Below are 22,631 nucleotides of genomic sequence, written 5' to 3' on the forward strand. Positions count from 1 at the left end.
GACCCTTCGAGGCTACGGGGACGAACCGGTGCCCGCCCCTTGAGCTCGCGGCCCTTCGAGCCACTCGGTGATGAACGTCTCGCTCGCGTGGATGTGGGTCGCGATGTAGCGCTCGGGCCCCACGACCTCGAACTTGTGCGGCGTGAGCTTCGGCACGACGAGGACCTGCCCGGCGACGCCCATGAGCTGCTCGCCGGCGACCGTGAACAGCGCCCGGCCGCCGCGGATCACGAAGGTCTCGGCGTACGGGTGCTGGTGCAGGTCGGGGCCGTCGCCGTCGACGTCACTGTCCTCGAAGATCAGGGAGACCCCGGCGCCGTAGGCCGCGCCCTCGATGTTGTCGAGGAGGCGTCCGTCAGGCCGCGTGGTCCCTGTGGTGTGGATCACGTGCATGTCGGCCACGCTAGCCCGGAACCAGCCCCGGAGTGAAGACCGCTGCTGCGACGGGCGTACGCCCGGGCCCACGTACTGCCGTCGTGGTAGTCGAGAGTCACGGCGTACGGAGGACGCGCGGCACCCCCGCGGTTCGGGAGTGTGGTCACACTGCCGCGAGACCCGCGGCCCGTCTCTCGGAGGAACCCCCATGGCTGCATTCGCTCGATGGTGCTTCAACCATCGCCTCTCCGTCATCGGCATCTGGATCGCGCTGCTGATCGCAGTGAGCGGTGCGTCGATGGCCGCCGGCACGAGCTACTCCGACGCGTTCGACCTGCCCGGCACGGAGTCGACCAAGGCGCTCGACCTGCTGCAGAAGTCACTGCCGGAGTCCGCCGGCGACGCCGACCAGATCGTGCTGCACGTCGACGAGGGCAAGATCACCGATCCGGCGGTCAAGACCCGCGTCGACGCGATGCTGGAGAAGGTCGGCGCCGTCCACTCCGTCGTGGGCATCACCAGCCCGTACGACGAGGCCGGCGCGAGCCAGGTCAGCCAGGACGGCCGGACGGCGTACGCCACGGTGCAGTTCGACAAGCAGGCCGACGAGCTCGCGGTCAAGGACATCGACGCGGTCATCGACACCGCGCAGGACGCGCGTGGCGACGGCCTGCAGGTCGAGCTGAGCGGCCAGGCGATCGACACCGCGACGCAGGCCGGGCCAGGCAGCACCGAGCTGTTCGGCATCGCCGCGGCGGCCGTGATCCTGTTCGTCGCCTTCGGCTCGCTCCTGGGCATGGTCCTGCCGCTGATCGTCGCGATCGCCGGCGTCGGTGGCGGGATGATGACGATCGCACTGCTGTCGCACACCCTGAGCCTCAGCGACGTGACCCCGACCCTGGCGGCCCTGATCGGCCTGGGTGTCGGCATCGACTACGCGCTGTTCATCGTCACCCGCTACCGATCCGGCCTCAAGATGGGGCTGCCACCTGAGGAAGCCGCGATCAAGGCGCTCAACACCTCGGGCCGCTCGGTGCTGTTCGCCGGTGGCACGGTCGTCATCGCCCTGCTGGGCTTGCTCGTGCTCAACGTCGACTTCTTGGCCGGCATGGGCATCGGGGCCGCGGTCACGGTGCTGTGGACCGTCGCGGCGGCGTTGACGCTGACCCCGGCCTTCCTCGGCCTGTTCGGCATGCGGTTGCTGTCGCGCCGCGAGCGCCGGACGCTCGCCGCCGAGGGGCCACAGCTCGAGGCCGTCGGCATCTGGGCCCGCTGGGCGCGCTTCGTCGCGCGGCGCAAGGCGTTCGTCTCGGTCGTCGCACTCGGCCTGATCGCGGTCCTGGCGATCCCGTTCTTCTCGCTGCGACTCGGGTCCGCCGACGCCGGCAACAACCCGGCCGACACGACGACCCGCAAGGCGTACGACCTGTTGGCCGACGGCTTCGGGCCCGGCTTCAACGGCCCGCTGCAGCTGGTCGCCGAGCTCAAGTCACCCGGTGACCAGTAGGCGCTGACGACGCTGGTGTCCGACGTCGAGGCGACCAAGGGTGTCGCGGCCGCCACGGCCTTGCCGATGAAGGCCGACGCCACGGTCGGCATCGTCCAGGTCGTGCCCACGAGCGCGCCGCAGGACGAGGCCACGACCAGGCTGATCGACACCCTGCGGGACGACGTCATACCGACGGCGGAGAAGGGCAGCACCCTCCAGGTGTACGTCGGCGGCAACACCGCGACGTTCGGCGACTTCGCCGACGTGCTGACCGGCAAGCTGCCGCTGTTCCTGGGCGTCATCGTGGCCCTGGGCTGCGTCCTTCTGATGGTCGCGTTCCGCAGCATCGTCGTGCCGTTGACCGCGGCGCTGATGAACCTCTTGGCGGCCGGTGCGGCGTTCGGTGTTCTCGTGGCGGTGTTCCAGTGGGGCTGGCTGGGGGACCTCGTGAGCATCGGCAAGGAGGGTCCGGTCGAGGCGTTCCTGCCGGTCATCATGCTGGCGATCCTGTTCGGCCTGTCGATGGACTACCAGGTGTTCCTGGTCAGCCGGATGCACGAGGAGTGGACCCACACCAAGGACAACCGGCGCGCCGTGGTCGTCGGCCAGAGCGAGACCGGCCGCGTCATCACCGCCGCGGCGCTCATCATGATCAGCGTGTTCATCGCGTTCGTCTTCGAGGGTGAACGCGTGATCGCGGAGTTCGGCATCGGTCTGGCGGCGGCCGTCGCGGTGGACGCGTTCATCCTCCGCATGCTCCTGGTGCCGGCGCTGATGCACTGGTTCGGTGCCGCCAATTGGTGGCTGCCGGCGTGGATCGACCGGCGCATGCCGCACCTGTCGGTCGAGCCGATGGAGGACGCGCCCGTGGCGGAGATCGCGGAGCTCGACACCGTCGACCAACCCGCGAGGGCGTGACAGGCTGAGCACGTGAGTCTGAAGGAAGAGCTCGGCGAGCAGGCACGGCGCCACCCGTTTGCGGCGGACGCCGTGCTTGCCGCCGCGCTCGGCGCCATCGCCCTCCTGGTGCCGCACGAGGAGGACCGGTCGCCGGTCGGCCCCGACTGGATCGTGATGTCGATCAAGGTCGCGGTGTTCCTCGCCCTGATCCTGCGCCGGTCGTGGCCGTTCCCGGTGCTGGGTCTCGTGCTGGTCGGCACTGCTGTGGTGCTCGCGCTGGCGCACGGGAAGTCACCCGTCGTCGCCGCTGCGTTCGTCGCGATCTGCACCGTGGCCTACCGAGGCGACCGCCGTACGGGCATCGCGGTGTGGCTGGGAAGCGCTGCGGTCCTCACTGCAGGGGCCGCAGTCGGAGCGGGATCGCTGTTCCGCTTCGAGAACCTCTCGATGCTCGCCTGGACCGGGTTCGCCGCCGCGGCCGGCAACGCCGCGCGCTCCCGCAAGGAGTGGTTCGCCGAGGTCGAGCAGCGCGCGATCGATGCCGAGGAGAGCCGCGAGGAGGAAGCCCGTCGCCGGGTCGTCGCCGAGCGCCTGCGCATCGCCCGGGAGCTGCACGACGTCGTGGCCCACCACATCGCCGTCGTGCACGTGCAGGCCGGCGTCGCGGATCACCTGCTCGACACCAAACCCGCCGAGGCCCACGAAGCCATCGCGCACATCCGCCGGGCCAGCGGTTCGGTGCTCGACGAGCTGGGCGGTCTCCTCGACGTGCTCCGCCAGCCCGACGAGCCCATCACGCCGACCGCGCCGGCCCCCGGTCTCAGCGGACTCACGTCGCTGATCGACTCGTTCTCGGCGTCAGGCCTCACCGTCGACGTCAAGGCCAACGGCGTGCCCGACGCCATACCGCCGGCCGTCGAGCTCGTCGCCTACCGGCTCGTGCAGGAGGGCCTGACCAACGCGCACAAGCACGGCTCGGGGACCGCGACGCTGGACTTCACGTTCGAGCGCGGCGCACTCCGCATCGACATCGCCAACCCGTGCCCGGGTGTCCCCGCCCTCGCCGGTGCGGGCCACGGCCTGCTCGGCATGCACGAGCGGGCCAAGGCCGTCGGCGGCACGGTCCGGACGCACAACGACGGCGACGCGTGGCGCGTCGCTGCCCGGCTGCCCTTCGAGCCCGCCGTATGACGATTCGCGTGCTGCTCGCCGACGACCAGGCGCTGATCCGCAGCGGGTTCCGTGTGCTCATCGAGTCCGACCCCGAGCTCGAGGTCGTGGGCGAGGCGGCCACCGGCAAGGAAGCCGTCGAGCTGGCGCGCAGCACGCGGGCCGACGTCATCGTGATGGACGTACGCATGCCCGAGATGGACGGGCTCGAGGCGACCCGCGCGATCTGCGCCGATGACGACCTCGCCGGCGTCAAGGTGCTCGTGGTGACCACGTTCGAGACCGATGACTACCTGATCGAGGCGCTGCGGGCCGGCGCGAGCGGCTTCGTCGGCAAGGGTGTCGAGACCGAGGAGCTGCTCGCCGCTATTCGTACGGTCGCGGTCGGCGACGCCCTGCTGTCCGCTCGGGCGACGCGCAGTCTCATCACGACGTTCCTGGCGCAGCCCTCGGGCCGGCCGGCGGCGACGCCTGCGGAGCTCGAGGTGCTGACGCGGCGCGAGCGCGAGGTGGTCGGCCTGGTGGCGCAGGGGCTGTCCAACGACGAGATCGCCGAGCAACTGTTCGTCAGCCCGTTGACCGCCAAGACGCACGTCAACCGCGCCATGATCAAGCTCGGCGCCCGCGACCGGGCGCAGCTCGTCGTGGTGGCCTACCAGTCCGGACTGGTCAGCGCCGATCCTCCCGGCTGAGCGACACTGGGCGCATGATCATCGACGGCGGCCTGTCCAACGCGCTGGAGCAACGCGGGCACGACCTGTCCTCCGAGCTCTGGACCGCCGAGCTCCTGCGCGACGCGCCGCACGAGATCGCCGCGGTGCATCGCGCGTACTTCGAGGCCGGCGCCCAGGTGGCCACGACGGCGAGCTATCAGGCGAGCGTGCCCGGGTTCGTCCGCGCCGGCATGTCGATCCCCGAGGCCGAGGGGCTCATCCGCCTCAGCGTCGCGATCGCCCGTGACGTACGCGACGAGGGCCCGGACCGCCTGGTCGCCGCCTCCGTGGGACCGTACGGCGCGGTGCTCGCGGACGGCTCGGAGTACACCGGGCGCTACGGCCTCACCGCCACGGAGCTCTACGACTTCCACGGTCCGCGGCTCGAGCTGCTCGCGACCGCAGAGCCCGATCTGTTCGCGGTCGAGACGATCCCCGACCTCGACGAGGCGACCGTGCTCGCGGGGCTGCTCGACGAGATCGGCATCCCGGCCTGGCTGTCGTTCACGATCGACGGCGAGTCCACCCGTGCAAGCCAGCCGCTGGCGGACGCCTTCGCCGTTGTCGCCGGCGCCGATGCGGTGATCGCCGCCGGCGTCAACTGCTGCGCGCCGGCCGACGTCCTCGCCGCGGTCCGGATCGCCCACGACATCACCGGCAAGCCGGGCGTCGCCTACCCCAACAGCGGCCAGACGTGGGACAGCGCGACCCACACGTGGCACGGCGAGCCGTCGTACGACCTGTCGCTCGTGCCGGCCTGGCTGGAGGCCGGTGTCGCGTACGTCGGAGGGTGCTGCCGCATCGGCCCGGCCGACATCGCCGCGCTCGCCGAGAGCCTCGCCTGACGACGGATGCCGTCGTCCCCGGCGTGTGGTCAGATGGGAACCATGACGAGCCGCATCTCGCACACGACGATCGACTGCCATGACGCACACGCGCAGTCGGTGTGGTGGGCCCAGGTGCTCGACATGCAGCAGGACCCTCGAGATCCCAACGAGCCGGGCCACGAGGAGTGCATGATCTTCTCGCGTGACGGGCGGACCCGGCTGCTGTTCATCGAGGTCCCCGACGAGAAGCAGGTCAAGAACCGCATGCACCTCGACCTGCGGCCGACCGATGTCACCCAGAAGGACGAGATCGAGCGCGTGCTCGCGCTCGGTGCCACCGTCGTGTCCGACCTCCGCACACCACAGGGCCTCGGCTGGATGGTGCTCGCCGATCCCGAGGGCAACGAGTTCTGCATCCTGCGGAGCGACCTCGAGATCCCCGACTACCACTCGCACCTCATCACCTGATGACCGAGCTGCTGCTGACCAACGCCCAGGTCTACGGCGACGGGGCGTGGCAGCCCGGCGTCGACGCGATCGCCGTGCGCGACGGCGTGATCGTCGGCCTCGGCCGGTCCGCCGACCTCGGGAGCCTCGTGCCGGCCGCAGACGTGATCGACCTCGAAGGCGGATGGGTGCTTCCGGGATTCCAGGACGCCCACGTCCACCCTGTGCAGGCCGGGCTCGAGATGAATGCCTGCAACCTCGCCGACGGTGACGGCCTCGACGACTACGTCTCCACCGTCGCGGCGTACGCGCTGGGTCATCCCGCGGCCGAGTGGATCGTCGGCGGTGGCTGGTCGATGGACGCGTTCCCGGGCGGTGTCCCGACTGCGGCGGTGCTCGACCGGATCGTGTCGGACCGGCCGGTCTTCCTGCCCAACCGGGACCACCACAGCGCCTGGGTCAACACCGCGGCGCTCGAGCGGGCCGGCATCACGGCCGCCACTCCCGATCCCGCCGACGGCCGCATCGAGCGCAACGACCGCGGTGAGCCGACCGGCGCACTCCACGAAGGTGCGATGGAGCTCGTACGCCGTCACGTCCCGCGGCCGTCCGCCGACGACATCGCGCGGGCGCTGCAGACGGCCCAGGCGCACCTGCACTCTTTGGGCATCACCGGATGGCAGGACGCGCTCGTCGGCGAGGGACTCGGCATGCCGGACACGCTCGACGCCTATCTCGACGCGCACCGAGCCGGCAGGCTCACCGCCCGTGTCGTGGGCGCGCTGTGGTGGGACCGTGAGCGCGGTGACGAACAGATCGCCGAGCTCGTCGAGCGCCGGGAGCGCGCAGCCGCGGCCGGCTTCGACGCGAGCAGCGTCAAGATCATGCAGGACGGGGTGTGCGAGACGTTCACGGCCGCGGTCGTCGAGCCTTATCTCGACCGCCACGGGCATCCGACCGACAACCACGGCCTGTCGTTCATCGAGGCGGCCGACCTCGCACGCTACGTTCAGCTGCTCGACGCCGCCGACTTCCAGGTGCACATCCATGCCCTTGGCGACCGGGCCGTGGCCGACAGCCTCGACGCGATCGAGCACGCCGTCACGGTCAACGGCCGCCGCGGCAACCGCCATCATCTGGCCCACGTCCAGATCGTCCGGCCGGAGGACGTGCCACGCTTCGCCGAGCTCGACGTCACGGCCAACGCGCAACCGCTCTGGGCCTGCCTCGACGAGCAGATGGCCGACCTGACGCTGCCGTTCCTCAGCGCCACGGCGCGCGCGCAGCAGTACGTCTTCCGGTCGCTGGTCGACGCCGGGACCCGCATCGCGTTCGGCAGCGACTGGCCGGTCTCGTCAGCCGACCCCCTGCTCGGGATCCACGTGGCGGTCAATCGGGTGGCGGCCGGGTCCGACGCCGAGCCGCTGCTGGCATCCGAGAGCCTGACGGTGGTCGAGGCGATCGAGGCCTACACCCGGGGCAGCGCGTTCGTCAGTCGTCGCGAATCGGCGTCCGGAACGATCGCCGTCGACATGGCGGCCGATCTCGCGGTTCTCGACGCCGACATCGTCTCGATCGATTCTCATGAGATCGCAGAGGTCCGGGTCACCCGCACGTACGTGGCCGGCCGGCTCGTCCACACGTTGTGACACGTCACAATTCTGGCTGAAATCCCGGTAAATCAGTGAATTATGCTAGGTGCGACGACAAATTGTTCACGCTCACATCCTGACGAGGTCGCCAGAGATCGACATGAAAATTTGTTGAGAGATTTACTTGACGCCGGAGTTGTTAGCGTTAACAATTCAACGCAGGGTTCGCGTGGTCCACGTCACACAGTGATCCAAGTGAACGCTAACAACGGGGCCGCACCTCAATCCGAGGCAAGGCTTCAAGGACCCAAGCGGATGTCCGCCCGCGAGTGTCCTGGCTCTCCCGAAGTCGAGTGACTTGGGGTGTCGCATCCCAGATGGAGGAAACAGTGTTCAAGAAACTCATCACCGTGAGCGCGGGCGTAGTCCTGGCCAGCGGCCTGGCTGCCTGTGGCAGCAGCAGTGACAGCGGTTCCGGCGGCTCGGGAGGCTCCGGCGACATCACCATGGGCTTCGCCCAGGTCGGCGCCGAGAGCGGTTGGCGGACAGCAAACACCAAGTCGATCCAGGCCTCGGCCAAGGATGCAGGCATCAAGCTCAAGTTCTCCGACGCGCAGCAGAAGCAGGAGAACCAGATCAAGGCGATCCGTTCGTACATCCAGCAGAAGGTCGACGTCATCGCGTTCAGCCCTGTCGTCGAGACCGGCTGGGACACGGTCCTGCAGGAGGCCAAGCGCGCCAAGATCCCCGTGATCCTGACCGACCGCGCCGTCGACTCCAGCGACAAGTCGCTCTACAAGACGTTCCTGGGCTCCGACTTCGTGCTCGAGGGCAACAAGGCCGGCCAGTGGGTCGTCGACAACGCCGCGACCAACGACGTCAACAAGGACGGCAAGATCAACGTCGTCGAGATCCAGGGCACGACCGGCGCCGCCCCGGCGATCGACCGCAAGAAGGGCTTCGAGGACAAGATCAAGGCCGACTCGAAGATCAAGATCGTCGCGTCGCAGACGGGTGACTTCACCCGTGACGGTGGCAAGAAGACCATGGAGGCGTTCCTCAAGTCGCAGAAGGACATCGACGTCGTCTTCGCCCACAACGATGACGAGGGACTCGGCGCGATCGAGGCCATCGAGGCGGCCGGCAAGAAGCCCGGCGTCGACATCAAGATCGTCACGATCGACGCGGTCAAGGACGGCATGACGGCGCTGTCCGAAGGCAAGATCAACTACATCGTCGAGTGCAACCCGCTCCTCGGCCCGCAGCTGATGGACCTCGCCAAGAAGGTCGTCGCAGGCGAGGACGTCCCGGCGCGTGTGGAGACGAAGGAAGGCGAGTTCGACCAGGCGCAGGCCAAGGCCGCCCTGCCGAGCCGTCAGTACTGAGCACAGCACGGAATCGGGGCCCTGCGCCGCAGGGCGCAGGGCCCCACCCCAACCTTCCCAGGAATGAAGAGATGATCCAGATGACAGCCGAAGCCGCCGAGGCCACACGCACCGAGCCGGTCGTGCAGATGAGCGGCGTCTCGGTGAGCTTCCCCGGCGTCAAGGCCCTCCAGTCCGTGGGCCTCACGTTGCGGCCCGGCGAGGTGCACGCCCTCATGGGCGAGAACGGCGCCGGCAAGTCCACGCTGATCAAGGCGCTGACCGGCGTCTACTCGATCGACGAGGGCACGATCATCGTCGGCGGCGAGCCGCGTACGTTCCACAGCCCGGCCGAGTCGCAGGCCGCCGGCATCAGTACCGTCTATCAAGAAGTCAACCTCTGCACCAACCTCACGGTCGCCGAGAACATGCTGCTGGGGCGCGAGCCGCGCTCGTTCGGTCGCATCGACACCCGCGCCATGAACCGCCGCGCCGGGGAGACCCTGACGCGTCTGGGCCTCGACATCGATCCGAAGTCGCAGCTCGGCACCCACCCCATCGCGATCCAGCAGCTCGTGGCGATCGCCCGTGCCGTCGACATCGACGCCGAGCTCCTGATCCTCGACGAGCCCACCTCCAGCCTGGACGCCGACGAGGTCGCCAAGCTGTTCGAGGTCATGCGCACGCTCCGTGCCGAGGGTGTGGCCATCGTCTTCGTCTCGCACTTCCTCGAGCAGGTCTTCGCGATCTCCGACCGCATGACGGTCCTGCGCAACGGCCAGTTCGTCGGCGAGTACCTCACCGCCGAGACGACCCAGCTCCAGCTCGTGCAGGCCATGATCGGTCGCGAGCTCGAGACGCTCGAGAAGATCGAGCAGGCTGCCGAGGAGCACACCGTCAAGACGCAGGGTGCTCCCCTGATGGAGGTCATCGACCTCGGCCGCAAGGGCAGCGTCGAGTCGGTCGACCTGCAGCTGTTCGAGGGCGAGGTCATCGGCATCGCCGGCCTCCTCGGCTCGGGCCGCACCGAGCTGGCCCGTCTGCTGTTCGGCGCCGACACCCCCGACCACGGCGACATGCGGATGCGCTCCAAGGGCACCAAGCTCCGCACGCCCCGTCAGGCCATCGACCACAAGATCGCGTTCTCGAGCGAGAACCGCCGGTCCGAGGGCGTCATCGCCGACCTGTCGATCGCCGACAACATGGTCCTCGCGATGCAGGCGTCGCGCGGCTGGCTGCGGCCGATCCCGGCCAGGACCAAGGACCGCCTCGTCCGCAAGTACATCGAGGCGCTCGACATCCGCCCGGCCGACCCGAATGCGCTGATGCGCAACCTCAGCGGCGGAAACCAGCAGAAGGTGCTGCTCGCCCGCTGGCTCATCACCGAGCCGGAGCTGCTGATCCTCGACGAGCCGACCCGTGGTATCGACATCGGCGCGAAGGCGCAGATCCAGCAGCTCGTGGCCGACCTCTCCAAGGACGGCATGTCCGTCGTGTTCATCTCCGCCGAGCTCGAAGAGGTGCTGCGCCTCAGCGACCGCCTCGTCGTGATGCGCGACCGCCGCAAGATCGACGAGCGCGCCAACGAGGACGTGACCGTCTCGGATGTCCTCGAGATCATCGCGGGGGAGGTGCGCAACGATGCGTGACCTCGGTCTGCGGTTCGTCCGCCACAACCTGTTCTGGCCGACTCTGGCCCTCGTGCTCCTGCTGCTGCTCAACCTCACGAAGACGCCCGACTTCTTCTCGCTCCGCCTGCAGGACGGGCACCTCTACGGCAGCCTGATCGACATCCTGCGCAACAGCGCACCGACGCTGCTGATCGCACTCGGCATGACGCTCGTGATCGCGACGCGCGGCATCGACCTCTCGGTCGGCGCGGTCGCCGCGATCTCCGGCGCCGTCGCCTGCACCTACATGGCCGGCTCGCCGGACGAGTCGACCGCCGGTCGCGCGGTCATCGGGATGACGATGGCCGTCGCCGTCGCCGTGCTCCTGGGAGTCTGGAACGGCTTCCTGGTCTCGGTGCTGGGGATCCAGCCCATCATCGCGACGCTCGTGCTCATGACCGCCGGGCGTGGCCTGGCGATGCTGATCACCGACGGCCAGATCACCACGGTCAACAACTCGCTGTTCGCCAAGGTCAGCACCGGGTTCGTGCTGGGCCTGCCCATCGCGATCCTGATCGCCCTTGCCGTGTTCGCCATCACCGCCGTGCTGACCCGGCGCACGGCGCTCGGCATGCTGATCGAGGCTGTCGGCATCAACCCCGAGGCGAGCCGGCTCGCGGGCGTGCGTGCACGGACCATCACCTGGACCGTGTACGTGTTCGTCGCCTTCTGTGCCGGCATCGCGGGCCTGATGATTGCCTCCAACACCAGTGCGGCCGACGCCAACGCGGCGGGCCTGTTCATCGAGCTCGACGCGATCCTCGCGGTCGTCATCGGCGGCACGTCGCTGGCCGGCGGCCGGTTCTCGCTGACCGGCACGTTGATCGGTGCGATGTTCATCCAGACCCTCGCGACCACGATCCCGACGATGGGCATCCCGGCCGAGACCAACTACCTGTTCAAGGCCGTCGTCGTCATCGTGGTCTGCCTGCTGCAGTCGCCCAAGGCGCGCGCAGTGCTGTCCGTACGACGATCGTCGCCCCTACTCACCAAGGGATCGGCCGCGTGACCACCGTCATCTCTCCCCCCGAGAGCCCCGCAGGCAGCCCCGCCCCCCGCGCGTCGCGTGGATTCACGTTCCCGACCCGCTTCCTTCCGGTGATCGCGACGATCGCACTGTTCATCGCGATGTTCGGCGTCGGCTCGTTCCGCTACGAAGGCTTCTCCTCGCCGCAGACCCTGCTCAGCGTGCTGGTCGACAACTCGCATCTCATCGTGCTCGCGGTCGGCATGACGTTCGTGATCCTGACCGGCGGGATCGACCTGTCTGTCGGCTCGGTCGTCGCGTTGTCCACGATGATCGCGGCCGAGACGTTGCGCGCCGGCTGGGCCGCGCCGCTCGTGATCGTCACGGTCCTGCTCACCGGATCCGTGCTCGGCCTGCTGATGGGACTGGTGATCCACTACTTCGAGATCCAGCCGTTCATCGTGACGCTGGCGGGCATGTTCCTGGCTCGCGGCCTCTGCTACGTCATCAGCCTCGAGTCGATCCCGATCAAGAACGAGACGTTCACGTCGTTCGCGAGCGGCACGATCGAGATCGGCGACTACTTCATCACGCCGTCGGTCATCGTCGCGCTGGTCGTGCTCGTCATCGCCGCCGTGGTGCTGCACATGACGCGCTTCGGCCGCACGGTCTATGCCGTGGGCGGCAGCGAGCAGTCGGCGCTCCTCATGGGTCTGGCCGTCGCGCGCACCAAGGTCGGCGTCTACGTCATCAGCGGCTTCTGCTCGGCCCTCGCCGGCCTGCTGTTCTCGATCTACACGCTGTCGGGCTACAACCTCGGCGCGGTCGGCATGGAGCTCGACGCGATCGCGGCCGTCGTCATCGGCGGCACCCTGCTGACGGGCGGCTCGGGCCTCGTGCTCGGCTCGGCGGTCGGCGTCCTGGTGCTCGGCCTGATCCAGTCCTTCATCTCGTTCGACGGCACCCTCAGCTCGTGGTGGACCAAGATCACGATCGGCGTGCTGCTGCTGGTGTTCGTGCTGATCCAGCGGCTCTTCACGCGGCGGACCACATGACGGCGAGCCAGCACGCGCCGGTCATGGCGGACGTCGCCAAGGTCGCCGGCGTCTCCCACCAGACGGTCTCCCGGGTCATCAACGGCATGCCCAACATCAAGGACTCGACGCGCAAACGCGTCGAGGCGGCGATCAAGGAGCTCGGCTACCGGCCCAACACCGCCGCCCGGGCCCTCGTGACCCGCAAGTCCTCGACGATCGGCATCATCAGCACCGAGTCGGGCCTCTACGGCCCCAACAGCATCCATCGCACGGTCGAGGACGCCGCCCGCCAGGCCGGCTACTTCGCCGGATCGGTGAGCCTGCCCACGGTCACGGCGCAGTCCCTGACCGACGCGATCGACCACCTGTTGCGGCAGTCGGTCGAGGGCATCGTCATGATCGCGGCGCAGTACGAGGCGCTCGACGCGATCCGCCGCCAGGACCCGGGCGTGCCGCTCGTCGTAGTCGAGGGCGACCTGTCCAAGGCCAAGTCAGCCGTCGGCGTCGACCAGCACCGCGGAGCGTACGAGGCGACGACCCACCTGATCGAGCTCGGTCACACGAGGATCGCCCACGTGCGCGGACCGCTCGAGTGGACCGAGGCCGAGGCCCGCCGCCAGGGCTGGGAGGACGCGCTGCGCGCCGCCGGGCTCGAGCTCGGCCCGCTCTACCTCGGCGACTGGACCCCGCGCAGCGGCTACATCACGGGCCGTCAGCTGGCGGCCGAGGACCGGCCGTCGGCCGTCTTCGTCGCCAACGACCAGATGGCGATCGGCCTGATGCATGCCCTGCACGAGACCGGCATCGCGGTGCCGGACGACATCAGCGTCGTCGGGTTCGACGACACCCCCGAGACCGAGTTCCTCAACCCGCCGCTGACGACCGTGCGGCAGAACTTCCAGGAGGTCGGCCGCCGCGCGATCGACGTCCTGCACGCCGCGATCAGCGGTGAGAACGAAGACCTCCCCCGACTCATCGCCCCCGAGCTGATCATCCGCTCGAGCACGGCGGCACCGACCCCCCGAAAGGCCCAGAAGTGAGCGAACAGTACGTCGTCGGAGTCGACTACGGCACCCTCTCGGGGCGTGCCCTGGTCGTCTCGGTCAAGGACGGCCGCGAGCTCGCGAGCGCTGTGCACCCGTACGCGCATGCCGTGATCAGCGACGCGCTGCCCACGACGCCGGGCTCGCCGCTGCCGCCCGACTGGGCGCTGCAGGTGCCGTCGGACTATGTCGACGTGCTGCGCACCGCGGTCCCCGAGGCCGTACGCGCTTCGGGCATCGACCCGGCCGACGTCATCGGCATCGCGACCGACTTCACCGCGTGCACCATGGTGCCGACGCTCGCCGACGGCACGCCGCTCAACGAGCTGCCGCAGTTCGCCGATCGGCCCCACGCGTACGTCAAGCTCTGGAAGCACCACGCAGCGCAGGGCCAGGCCGACCGCATCAACGCGCTCGCCGAGCAGCGGGGCGAGGCGTGGCTGCCGCGCTACGGCGGGCTGATCTCGTCGGAGTGGGAGTTCGCCAAGGGCCTGCAGGTGCTCGAGGAGGACCCCGAGGTCTACGCCGCGATGGAGCGCTGGGTCGAGGCTGCCGACTGGATCGTCTGGCAGCTCTGCGGCACGTACGTCCGCAACGCCTGCGCCGCCGGCTACAAGGGCATCCTGCAGGACGGCGCCTATCCGGGCGCTGACTTCCTCGCCGGGCTCAACCCCGCCTTCGCCGACTTCGTGAGCGCCAAGCTCGACCAGCCGATCGGCCAGCTCGGCCGCCCGGCGGGCACGTTGACCGCCGAGGCCGCAGGCTGGACCGGGCTGCCCGAGGGCATCGCCGTCGCGGTCGGCAACGTCGACGCGCACGTCACGGCACCGGCTGCCCAGGCCGTCGACGCCGGCCAGATGGTCGCGATCATGGGCACCTCGACGTGCCACGTCATGAGCGGCAGCGTCCTGCGTGAGGTGCCCGGCATGTGCGGCGTCGTCGACGGCGGCATCGTGTCCGGCACGTGGGGCTACGAGGCCGGCCAGAGCGGGGTCGGCGACATCTTCGGCTGGTTCGTCGACCACGGCGTGCCGGCGTACGTGCGCGAGGCCGCGGACGCGGCGGGCGTCGGCGTCCACGAGCACCTCACGGAGCTCGCCGCCAAGCAGCCGGTCGGGGCGCACGGTCTCGTCGCGCTCGACTGGCACAGTGGCAACCGCTCGGTGCTGGTCGACCACGAGCTCACCGGCCTGATCGTCGGGCAGACGCTCGCGACCAAGCCCGAGGACGTCTACCGCGCCCTGATCGAGGCCACGGCGTTCGGCACCCGCACGATCATCGAGACGTTCAACGCCAGCGGGGTCCCGGTCGAGGAGCTCATCATCGCCGGCGGCCTGTCCAAGAACCCGCTCCTCATGCAGATCTACTCCGACGTGACCCGCTTGCCGCTCTCGGTGATCGGGTCCGAGCAGGGCCCCGCTCTGGGCTCTGCCCTCCATGCTGCCGTCGCGGCTGGCGCGTACGCGGACATACGCGCCGCCGCGAAGGCTATGGGCTCCCTCAATCGGGCAGTCGTACTGCCCGATGAGGGACGCTCCAAGGTCTACGACCGGCTGTTCGCCGAGTACACCGCCCTCCACGACCACTTCGGCCGTGGCGGCAACGACGTGATGCACCGGCTCCACGCCCTGCGCCGCGAAGCGCTGGCGGGAGGCGCGGCATGACGCTCACGCAGGACGTCCAGGACACGATCCTGCGGTTGCGGCGCGAGGTGTGCGCCCTGCACGCGGAGCTGACCCGCTACGAGCTCGTCGTCTGGACGGCCGGCAACGTCTCGGCCCGGGTGCCCGGCGCCGACATGATGGTCATCAAGCCCAGCGGGGTCAGCTACGACGACCTGACGCCGGACAACATGGTCGTCACCGACCTCGACGGCACGGTGCTCGAGGGCCAACTCGCGCCGTCGTCGGACACCGCCGCCCAGGCGTACGTCTACCGGCACCTCCCGGAGGTCGGCGGCGTCGTGCACACCCACTCCACGTACGCCACGGCGTGGGCATCGCGCGCCGAGCCCATCCCGTGCGTGCTGACGATGATGGCCGACGAGTTCGGCGGCGAGATCCCGGTCGGGCCGTTCGCCCTGATCGGTGACGACTCGATCGGTCGCGGCATCGTCGACACGTTGCGCGACAGCAGCTCGCCGGCCGTCCTGATGCAGAACCACGGCGTCTTCGCGATCGGCAAGGACGCCCGCTCGGCGGTCAAGGCCGCCGTGATGTGCGAGGACGTCGCGCGCACGACGCACATTGCCCGACAGCTCGGTGAGCCGGTGCCCATCCGGCCGGACCAGATCGCCAGCCTCTTCGACCGCTACCAGAACGCGTACGGCCAGTGAGCCCCGCGACCCATCAGAAGGAGACGTCCATGAGCACCGCCGACCGCGAGATCTGGTTCCTGACCGGAAGCCAGGGCCTCTACGGCGAGGAGACGCTCCAGCAGGTCGCCGACCAGTCGCGCGAGGTCGCCGACACGCTGGCCGCTCACCCGGACCTCACGATCCGCATCGTGTGGAAGCCGGTCCTGACCTCGTCCGACGCGATCCGCCGGACGATCCTCGAGGCGAACGCCGACGACTCGTGCCTCGGCCTGATCGGCTGGATGCACACGTTCTCGCCGGCCAAGATGTGGATCAACGGGCTCGATGCGCTGCGCAAGCCGTTCCTGCACCTGCACACGCAGGCGCACCGCGAGATCCCGTGGTCCACGATCGACATGGACTTCATGAACCTCAACCAGGCCGCCCACGGCGACCGGGAGTTCGGCTACATCCAGACCCGCCTCGGGGTCGCCCGCAAGACCGTCGTCGGCCACGTCAGCAACCCTGACGTCGGTCGGCGCGTCGGCGTCTGGGTACGGGCTGCCGCAGGCGCCGCCGAGATGCGGTCGCTCAAGCTCGCCCGCTTCGGCGACAACATGCGCGACGTCGCGGTGACCGAGGGCGACAAGGTCGAGGCGCAGCTGCGGTTCGGCGTCTCGGTCAACACCTATGGCGTCAACGACCTCGTCGAGGTCGTCGACGCGGTCGACGAGACCGTGGTCGACAAGCTCGTCACGGAGTACCAAGACCTCTACGACGTCGCGGCCGAGCTGCGCGTCGGAGGGACGCGGCACGACTCGCTGCGTTACGGCGCGCGGGTCGAGGCCGGCATGCGCCAGTTCCTCGAGGAGGGCGGCTTCGGTGCGTTCACCACGAACTTCGAGGACCTCGGCGGGCTTCGCCAGCTGCCGGGGCTCGCGGTCCAGCGGCTCATGGCCGACGGCTACGGCTTCGGCGGCGAGGGTGACTGGAAGACGTCGGTCCTCGTGCGTACGACCAAGGCCATGGCGGCCGGCCGCCCCGGCGGGACGTCGTTCATGGAGGACTACACGTACCACCTGGAGCCGGGCAACGAGAAGTCCCTCGGCGCCCACATGCTCGAGGTGTGCCCCACGATCTCGACCAACAAGCCGACGATCGAGGTGCACCCGCTCGGCATCGGTGGCCGCGAGGATCCCGTACGCATGCGATTCATCGCCGACCAGGGCGAAGGCATCGTCGTGGGGCTCTCGGACCTGGGTGACAGGTTCCGCCTGACGGCCAACGACATCACCCTGGTCGAGCCCGACGAGCCGTTGCCCCAGCTGCCCGTCGCCTGCGCGGTCTGGCAGGCGCATCCGTCGCTCGCGACGGCGGCCGAGACCTGGATCATGGCCGGCGGCCCGCACCACACGGTGCTGTCCACCGCGGTCGGGATCGAGGAGTTCGACGACCTCGCCGAGATCCTCAGCACCGAGCTGCTGCACATCAACGCAGAGACGACGCCCAAGAGCTTCCTCCGGGAGCTCCGATGGAACCAGGCGTACCACCGGCTCGCCGCCGGTCTCTGACCCTCACACCCACCAACTTTCGGGGAGACATCATGAGCAGCCCTACCCATTTTCGGCCTGTGACCCGGGTCACATCAGCCTGTGTCGCGGTGCTCGCGCTCCTCGCAGGGTTGGTCGTGGGCGTGCCCATGGCGGCTCACGCGGCCGACGTGACGGACGGGCTCGTGCTCAAGTACGACCTGACGCAGAGCTCCGGCACGGCCGTCATCGACTCGTCGGGCAACGGGAGGAACGGCACGCTGACGGGCGGCGGCACCTGGGGCGGGGTCGACGGCCTCACGCTCGACGGCACCGATGACTACGTCAAGCTGCCCGACAACGTGATGACCGGCCTCTCGTCGATCACGGTGTCGCTCAACGTCAAGGTCGCCGCGACCCAGTCGACGCCCTACATGATCTGGGCGATGGGCAACACGACGAGCGGCGGCGTCGGCAACGGCTACCTGTTCGCGACGAGCGACTCCTACCGCGCCTCGATCGCGACGGGCAACTGGACGACGGAGCAGACTGTCGACAAGACCGCCAACCTGGCGCGCGGCGTCTGGAAGACCCTCACCTACACCCTGGGCTCCGACAACGTGGCGCGACTCTACGAGGACGGGCTCGAGGTCGCGACCAAGAGCGGCGTGACGATCGACCCGTCGGCGATCGGCGGCGGCACCACGACCGCCAACTACCTCGGCAAGTCGGTCTACAACGGCGACAAGTTCCTCAAGGGCACCGTCCGCGACTTCCGTGTCTACAACCGCGCTCTGACCGCCTCGGAGGTTGCCTCCCTGGCTCCGTCGGATGCCGACCTGGTCGCCGCGGACAAGGCCGCGCTGTCGCTCGGCGACCTCTCGGCCGTCACCGACAACCTGACGCTGCCCACCAAGGGCGATCGCGGCTCGGCCGTGACCTGGTCCTCCAGCAATCCCGCGGTCATCGCCAACAACGGCACCGTGACGCGGCCGGGACCGGCGGACGACCCTGCCACGGTCATGCTGACCGCGACGTTGACCCGCGGCACGGCGAGCGACACCAAGACGTTCCAGGCCACGGTGCTGCCCGCTGAGGGCGACCAGCAGAAAGCCGACGCCGACGCGGCGGCCATCAGCATCCCCGACGTCGACGACGTACGCGGCAACATCACGCTGCCCACCAGCGGCAGCCACGGCTCGGCGATCGCCTGGGCGTCCGACGACGCGTCGACCATCGACACCGACGGCATCGTGCACCGCCCCGCCCACGGCGCCGACCCGGCAACGGTCCACCTGAGTGCGACCGTCACGGTCGGCTCGGCCACCGCGACGCGACAGATCACGGCGACCGTGACGCCGAAGCCGGACCTCGGCCCCTACGCCGGCTACGCGTTCAGCTACTTCACCGGCGCCGAGGAGAGCATCTTCTTCGCCGCCAGCCGCGGCAACAACGCCCTGCAGTGGGACGAGCTCAACGGCGGCAAGGCGACGTTGACGTCCACCAAGGGCACGACCGGCCTGCGCGACCCGTTCCTGATCCGCTCCCCCGAGGGCGACAAGTTCTACCTGATCGCGACCGACCTCGACATCGACGCCACCAACTGGGACGCGTCGCAGCGCACGGGCAGCAAGTACCTCGAGGTCTGGGAGTCGACCGACCTCGTGACCTGGTCCGAGCAGCGCCACGTCAAGGTCTCGCCCGACACCGCGGGCAACACCTGGGCGCCGGAGGCGTACTGGTCCGACGAGCTCGGCTCCTACGTCGTGTTCTGGGCGTCGAAGCTCTACGCCGAGAGCGACACCAACCACACCGGCTCGACGTACCAGAAGATGCTGTACGCGACGACGCGTGACTTCCGGACGTTCAGCAAGCCCAAGGTGTGGCAGGACTTCGGTGCCTCGCGCATCGACTCGACGGTGCTCAAGGACGGCAGCACGTACCACCGCTTCACCAAGGACGAGGGCGGCGTGACGGGCTGCTCCGACATCATCCAGGAGAAGAGCGACGACCTGCTTGCCGTCGATGACGCCAGCCAGCCCGGCTGGGACATCAACAATCCCGCGTGGAAGATCGAGGACTCATGCATCGGCAAGAAGGCCGGCACGTCCGCGGTCGAGGGGCCGACGGCGTTCAAGGCCAACGCGGGCGACACGTCGGGCTCGAAGTTCTACCTGTTCACCGACGAGTACGGCGGACGCGGCTACATCCCGCTCGGCACCGACGACATCAACGCCCCGGACTGGAAGGTCCCGGCCGGCTACAAGCTTCCCGGCAGCCCGCGCCACGGCACGGTCATCCCGGTCACGGCCGACGAGCTCAAGCGCCTGCGCAACGATCCCGACCCGGTCAAGGCGAACGCCGACGGCGAGGTCGTGCACTACACGTTCGACGGCACCTCCGGCACGACCGTGAAGGACGCGTCCGGCAACGGCTATGACGGCACGCTCAGCGGGGATGCCAGCTGGGCTGGCGGCGCGCTGACCCTCGGCGGCACCAACGGCCACGTCAAGCTCCCGGACAACATCCTGACCGGGATCAACAAGGTCACGGTCTCGACGAAGGTCTGGATCGACCCGGACCAGGCCACGCCGTACTTCATCTGGGGCCTCGGCAACACCGACTCCACCGGCACCGGCAGCGGCTATCTCTTCACCGGCGGCAACGACAAGTACCGGACCTCGATCGCCAGCGGCAACTGGACGACCGAGCAGACCGCCACGGACGATGCCGCCGCACCACGCGGGGCCTGGAAGACGCTGACCTACACGCTCGAGGACGGCACCGCCACGATCTATCTCGACGGCATCAAGGTCGGCGAGAAGACCGGCGTCACGCTCGTGCCCGGCGACATCGGCGGCGGTCGTACGACGGCCAACTACATCGGCCGGTCGGTCTACGCCGCCGACAAGTACCTCAAGGGCAAGGTCGCGGACTTCCGCATCTACAACCGCGCGCTGTCCGCCTCCGAGGTCAAGGAACTCGGCTCCGATCCGACCGCGATCACGGGCGTCGAGCTCGACAGCCTCAAGGTCGCCCCGATCATCGACGCCGCGACGAGCACCGTCACGCTCCCGGTCAAGGCGGGCACCGACCTGACGGCGCTGCAGCCGGCGTTCGACATCGCGCCGACGTCGACCATCACGCCCGAGGTCACCGGGCCGATCGACCTGAGCAGCGCGAAGACGTTCACCGTCACCGGCGCCAACGGCGACACCCGGGACTGGAAGGTCCGCGCGGTCGAGATGAAGTCGCCGATCCTGCCGGGCTACAACGCCGATCCCAACATCGTGCGGTTCGGCGACATCTACTACATCTATGCGACCACCGACGGCATCGCCGGCTGGGGCAGCTCGAAGTTCAAGGTGTGGTCGTCCAAGAACCTCGTCGACTGGACCGAGCACGGCACGATCCTCGACCTGGGCCCGGACATCTCCTGGGCTGACAGCAACGCCTGGGCGCCGACCGCGACCGAGAAGGACGGCAAGTTCTACTTCTACTTCTCGGCGCAGCAGAACATCGGCGTCGCGGTCTCCGACTCGCCGCTGGGACCGTTCACGGACCCCATCGGCAAGCCGCTGGTCAGCAAGGCCGACTACAACAACGCCCAACAGATCGACCCGGCGGTGTTCACCGACGACGACGGCACGTCCTACCTCTACTGGGGCAACGGCAAGTCGTACGTCGTGCCGCTCAACCCGGACATGACGTCGTACGACGTCTCCAAGCGGGTCGAGCTCACGGGGCTCACGGGCTTCCGCGAGGGCATGTTCATGACCAAGCGCGCCGGCAAGTACTACGCGTCGTGGTCGATCGACGACACCGGCAGCGAGAACTACCGGGTCGGCTACGCCATCGGTGACAGCCCCACCGGTCCGTTCACCAACAAGGGCGAGATCCTCACCAAGGACCCGAGCCTCGGCATCCTCGGCACGGGGCACCACTCGATCGTCCAGGTGCCCGGGACCGACGACTGGTACATCGCCTACCACCGGTTCGCGATCCCGGGTGGCGACGGCACGCACCGGGAGACCACGATCGACCGGCTCTACTTCAACGCCGACGGCACGATCAAGAAGGTCGTCCCGACCCTCGAGAGCGTCGATCCGCTGACGTACGAAGGACCCGCGCCGCAGGCCGAGGTCTCGCATGCCGGCACGGGTGGCTGGTACGGCCAGGGTGCCGCGCTGACCCTCACGGGCGGCAGCGGCGTCAAGACGCTGCAGTACCGCATCGCCGACGGGGCGTGGACGACGTACGACGCACCGGTCACTCTCGTCGCCGGGACCTACGGCATCGACTACCGCGCCCAGGGCGACAACCTGATGTGGAGCGACGCCTCGTCGCTCGCCGTCAAGGTCGACCTCACGGAGCCGGCGACCTCGGCGAAGCTCGACGACCGCACGGTGACGCTGACCGCGACGGACGACGAGTCGGGCGTCGCATCGGTGCAATACCAGCTCGAGGGCGGCGACTGGTTGGCCTACACGGCACCGGTCGTGGTCGACGGAGCGGCGCACACGCTGACCTACCGGGCCACCGACCACGCCGGCAACCAGGGTGCGACGGGATCGCTCGAGATCGCCAAGGCCGTCGACCCCGGTCCCGGCCCGGCTCCGGTCGCGACGACCGCCCCGGTCGTGCTCGGCGTCCCGCGGGTCGGGGCACTCCTGACGGCGTTCGACGGCGAGTGGGACCAGACCGGGCTGACGTTCACGCGGCGCTGGTCGCGCGACGGCGCGCCGATCAGCGGCGCGACGGGACGGACCTATCGGCTGACCGGCAAGGACGCCGGGCACCGGATCTCCGTGCAGGTCACCGTCACGAAGACCGGCGTCACGCCCGGCACCGCGGTCTCGCAGCCGACTGCCAAGGTCGCGAAGGCGTCCAGTCGTACGCGCGCCTCGCTCAACGACACCTCGGTGCGCAGCGGCACGACCGTCACGCTGCGCGCGACGATCAGCGCCAGCGGCGTCACGCCGGACGGCAAGGTCGACATCTCCTACCGCGGCCGGCACATCAAGACGTTGACGGTGCGCGGCGGCAAGGTCTCGTCGAGCTATCGCGTCGTCAAACGAGGCCTGCACACCTTCACGTTCTCCTACCGGGGATCTGCGGGTGTGCTCTCCAGCTCGGACACGGTCAGGATCCGCGTCCGCTAAGACCCGGGCGGCACCACCTCCTCTCCTCCAGTGAGGTGGTGCCGGCCGGT

At 69.1% G+C, this 22,631-nt stretch carries 17 protein-coding genes; 16 read left to right on the top strand and 1 reads right to left on the bottom strand.

Translation table 11 applies throughout. From position 1 onward, the window contains the following. Window positions 1-12: 12 nt before the first annotated feature. The gene (locus ASC61_RS09740) at window positions 13-393 is read right to left on the bottom strand and encodes a cupin domain-containing protein (RefSeq protein WP_056215520.1); all 381 of its coding nucleotides are present in this window, start codon (window positions 391-393) and stop codon (window positions 13-15) included. Window positions 394-583: 190 nt separating this feature from the next. Between ASC61_RS09740 and ASC61_RS20085 the strand changes: the two genes are divergently transcribed. The 16 genes from ASC61_RS20085 to ASC61_RS09815 all read left to right on the top strand — a co-directional run bounded on the left by ASC61_RS20085 (window position 584) and on the right by ASC61_RS09815 (window position 22,581). Then, entirely contained in the window at window positions 584-1,882 is a 1,299-nt protein-coding gene (locus tag ASC61_RS20085) for an MMPL family transporter (RefSeq protein ID WP_200935426.1), read from the top strand. A gap of 15 nt (window positions 1,883-1,897) precedes the next feature. Further along, window positions 1,898-2,782: an MMPL family transporter gene (locus ASC61_RS20090; protein WP_200935427.1), complete on the top strand. Its 885-nt coding sequence runs from the start codon at window positions 1,898-1,900 to the stop codon at window positions 2,780-2,782. 12 nt (window positions 2,783-2,794) lie between these two features. Next, entirely contained in the window at window positions 2,795-3,955 is a 1,161-nt protein-coding gene (locus ASC61_RS09750; RefSeq protein WP_056211372.1) for a sensor histidine kinase, read from the top strand. After that, window positions 3,952-4,626: a response regulator gene (locus ASC61_RS09755; RefSeq protein WP_056211373.1), complete on the top strand. Its 675-nt coding sequence runs from the start codon at window positions 3,952-3,954 to the stop codon at window positions 4,624-4,626. Before ASC61_RS09750 ends, ASC61_RS09755 begins: the two co-directional genes overlap by 4 nt. 14 nt (window positions 4,627-4,640) lie before the next feature. Then, window positions 4,641-5,492 carry a homocysteine S-methyltransferase gene (gene mmuM / locus ASC61_RS09760; RefSeq protein ID WP_056211375.1) on the top strand — a complete coding sequence of 284 codons (852 nt, stop codon included), beginning with the start codon at window positions 4,641-4,643 and terminating at the stop codon, window positions 5,490-5,492. Between the two features lie 42 nt (window positions 5,493-5,534). Further along, entirely contained in the window at window positions 5,535-5,942 is a 408-nt protein-coding gene (locus ASC61_RS09765; protein WP_056215523.1) for a VOC family protein, read from the top strand. Then, entirely contained in the window at window positions 5,942-7,570 is a 1,629-nt protein-coding gene (locus ASC61_RS09770) for an amidohydrolase (RefSeq protein ID WP_056211378.1), read from the top strand. Before ASC61_RS09765 ends, ASC61_RS09770 begins: the two co-directional genes overlap by 1 nt. A gap of 353 nt (window positions 7,571-7,923) precedes the next feature. Further along, on the top strand, window positions 7,924-8,898 hold the full coding sequence (locus ASC61_RS09775; protein ID WP_235503529.1) for an ABC transporter substrate-binding protein: 975 nt from the start codon (window positions 7,924-7,926) through the stop codon (window positions 8,896-8,898). A gap of 71 nt (window positions 8,899-8,969) precedes the next feature. Then, entirely contained in the window at window positions 8,970-10,526 is a 1,557-nt protein-coding gene (locus ASC61_RS09780) for a sugar ABC transporter ATP-binding protein (RefSeq protein ID WP_235503530.1), read from the top strand. Further along, the gene (locus tag ASC61_RS09785; RefSeq protein WP_056211381.1) at window positions 10,519-11,556 is read left to right on the top strand and encodes an ABC transporter permease; all 1,038 of its coding nucleotides are present in this window, start codon (window positions 10,519-10,521) and stop codon (window positions 11,554-11,556) included. Before ASC61_RS09780 ends, ASC61_RS09785 begins: the two co-directional genes overlap by 8 nt. Continuing rightward, window positions 11,553-12,569 carry a galactofuranose ABC transporter, permease protein YjfF gene (gene yjfF, locus ASC61_RS09790; RefSeq protein WP_082530571.1) on the top strand — a complete coding sequence of 339 codons (1,017 nt, stop codon included), beginning with the start codon at window positions 11,553-11,555 and terminating at the stop codon, window positions 12,567-12,569. Before ASC61_RS09785 ends, yjfF begins: the two co-directional genes overlap by 4 nt. Continuing rightward, on the top strand, window positions 12,566-13,591 hold the full coding sequence (locus ASC61_RS09795) for a LacI family DNA-binding transcriptional regulator (protein WP_056211383.1): 1,026 nt from the start codon (window positions 12,566-12,568) through the stop codon (window positions 13,589-13,591). Before yjfF ends, ASC61_RS09795 begins: the two co-directional genes overlap by 4 nt. Next, window positions 13,588-15,258: a ribulokinase gene (gene araB, locus ASC61_RS09800; RefSeq protein WP_056211386.1), complete on the top strand. Its 1,671-nt coding sequence runs from the start codon at window positions 13,588-13,590 to the stop codon at window positions 15,256-15,258. Before ASC61_RS09795 ends, araB begins: the two co-directional genes overlap by 4 nt. Then, a complete protein-coding gene (locus ASC61_RS09805; protein WP_056211388.1) occupies window positions 15,255-15,929 on the top strand; it encodes an L-ribulose-5-phosphate 4-epimerase in 675 nt (224 codons plus the stop codon). Before araB ends, ASC61_RS09805 begins: the two co-directional genes overlap by 4 nt. A gap of 29 nt (window positions 15,930-15,958) precedes the next feature. Further along, window positions 15,959-17,461: an L-arabinose isomerase gene (gene araA / locus ASC61_RS09810; RefSeq protein WP_056211390.1), complete on the top strand. Its 1,503-nt coding sequence runs from the start codon at window positions 15,959-15,961 to the stop codon at window positions 17,459-17,461. Between the two features lie 59 nt (window positions 17,462-17,520). Beyond that, window positions 17,521-22,581: a family 43 glycosylhydrolase gene (locus tag ASC61_RS09815; protein WP_200935428.1), complete on the top strand. Its 5,061-nt coding sequence runs from the start codon at window positions 17,521-17,523 to the stop codon at window positions 22,579-22,581. The last annotated feature ends 50 nt before the right edge of the window (window positions 22,582-22,631 follow it).

Source organism: Aeromicrobium sp. Root344, assembly GCF_001425755.1.
Taxonomy (GTDB): domain Bacteria; phylum Actinomycetota; class Actinomycetes; order Propionibacteriales; family Nocardioidaceae; genus Aeromicrobium.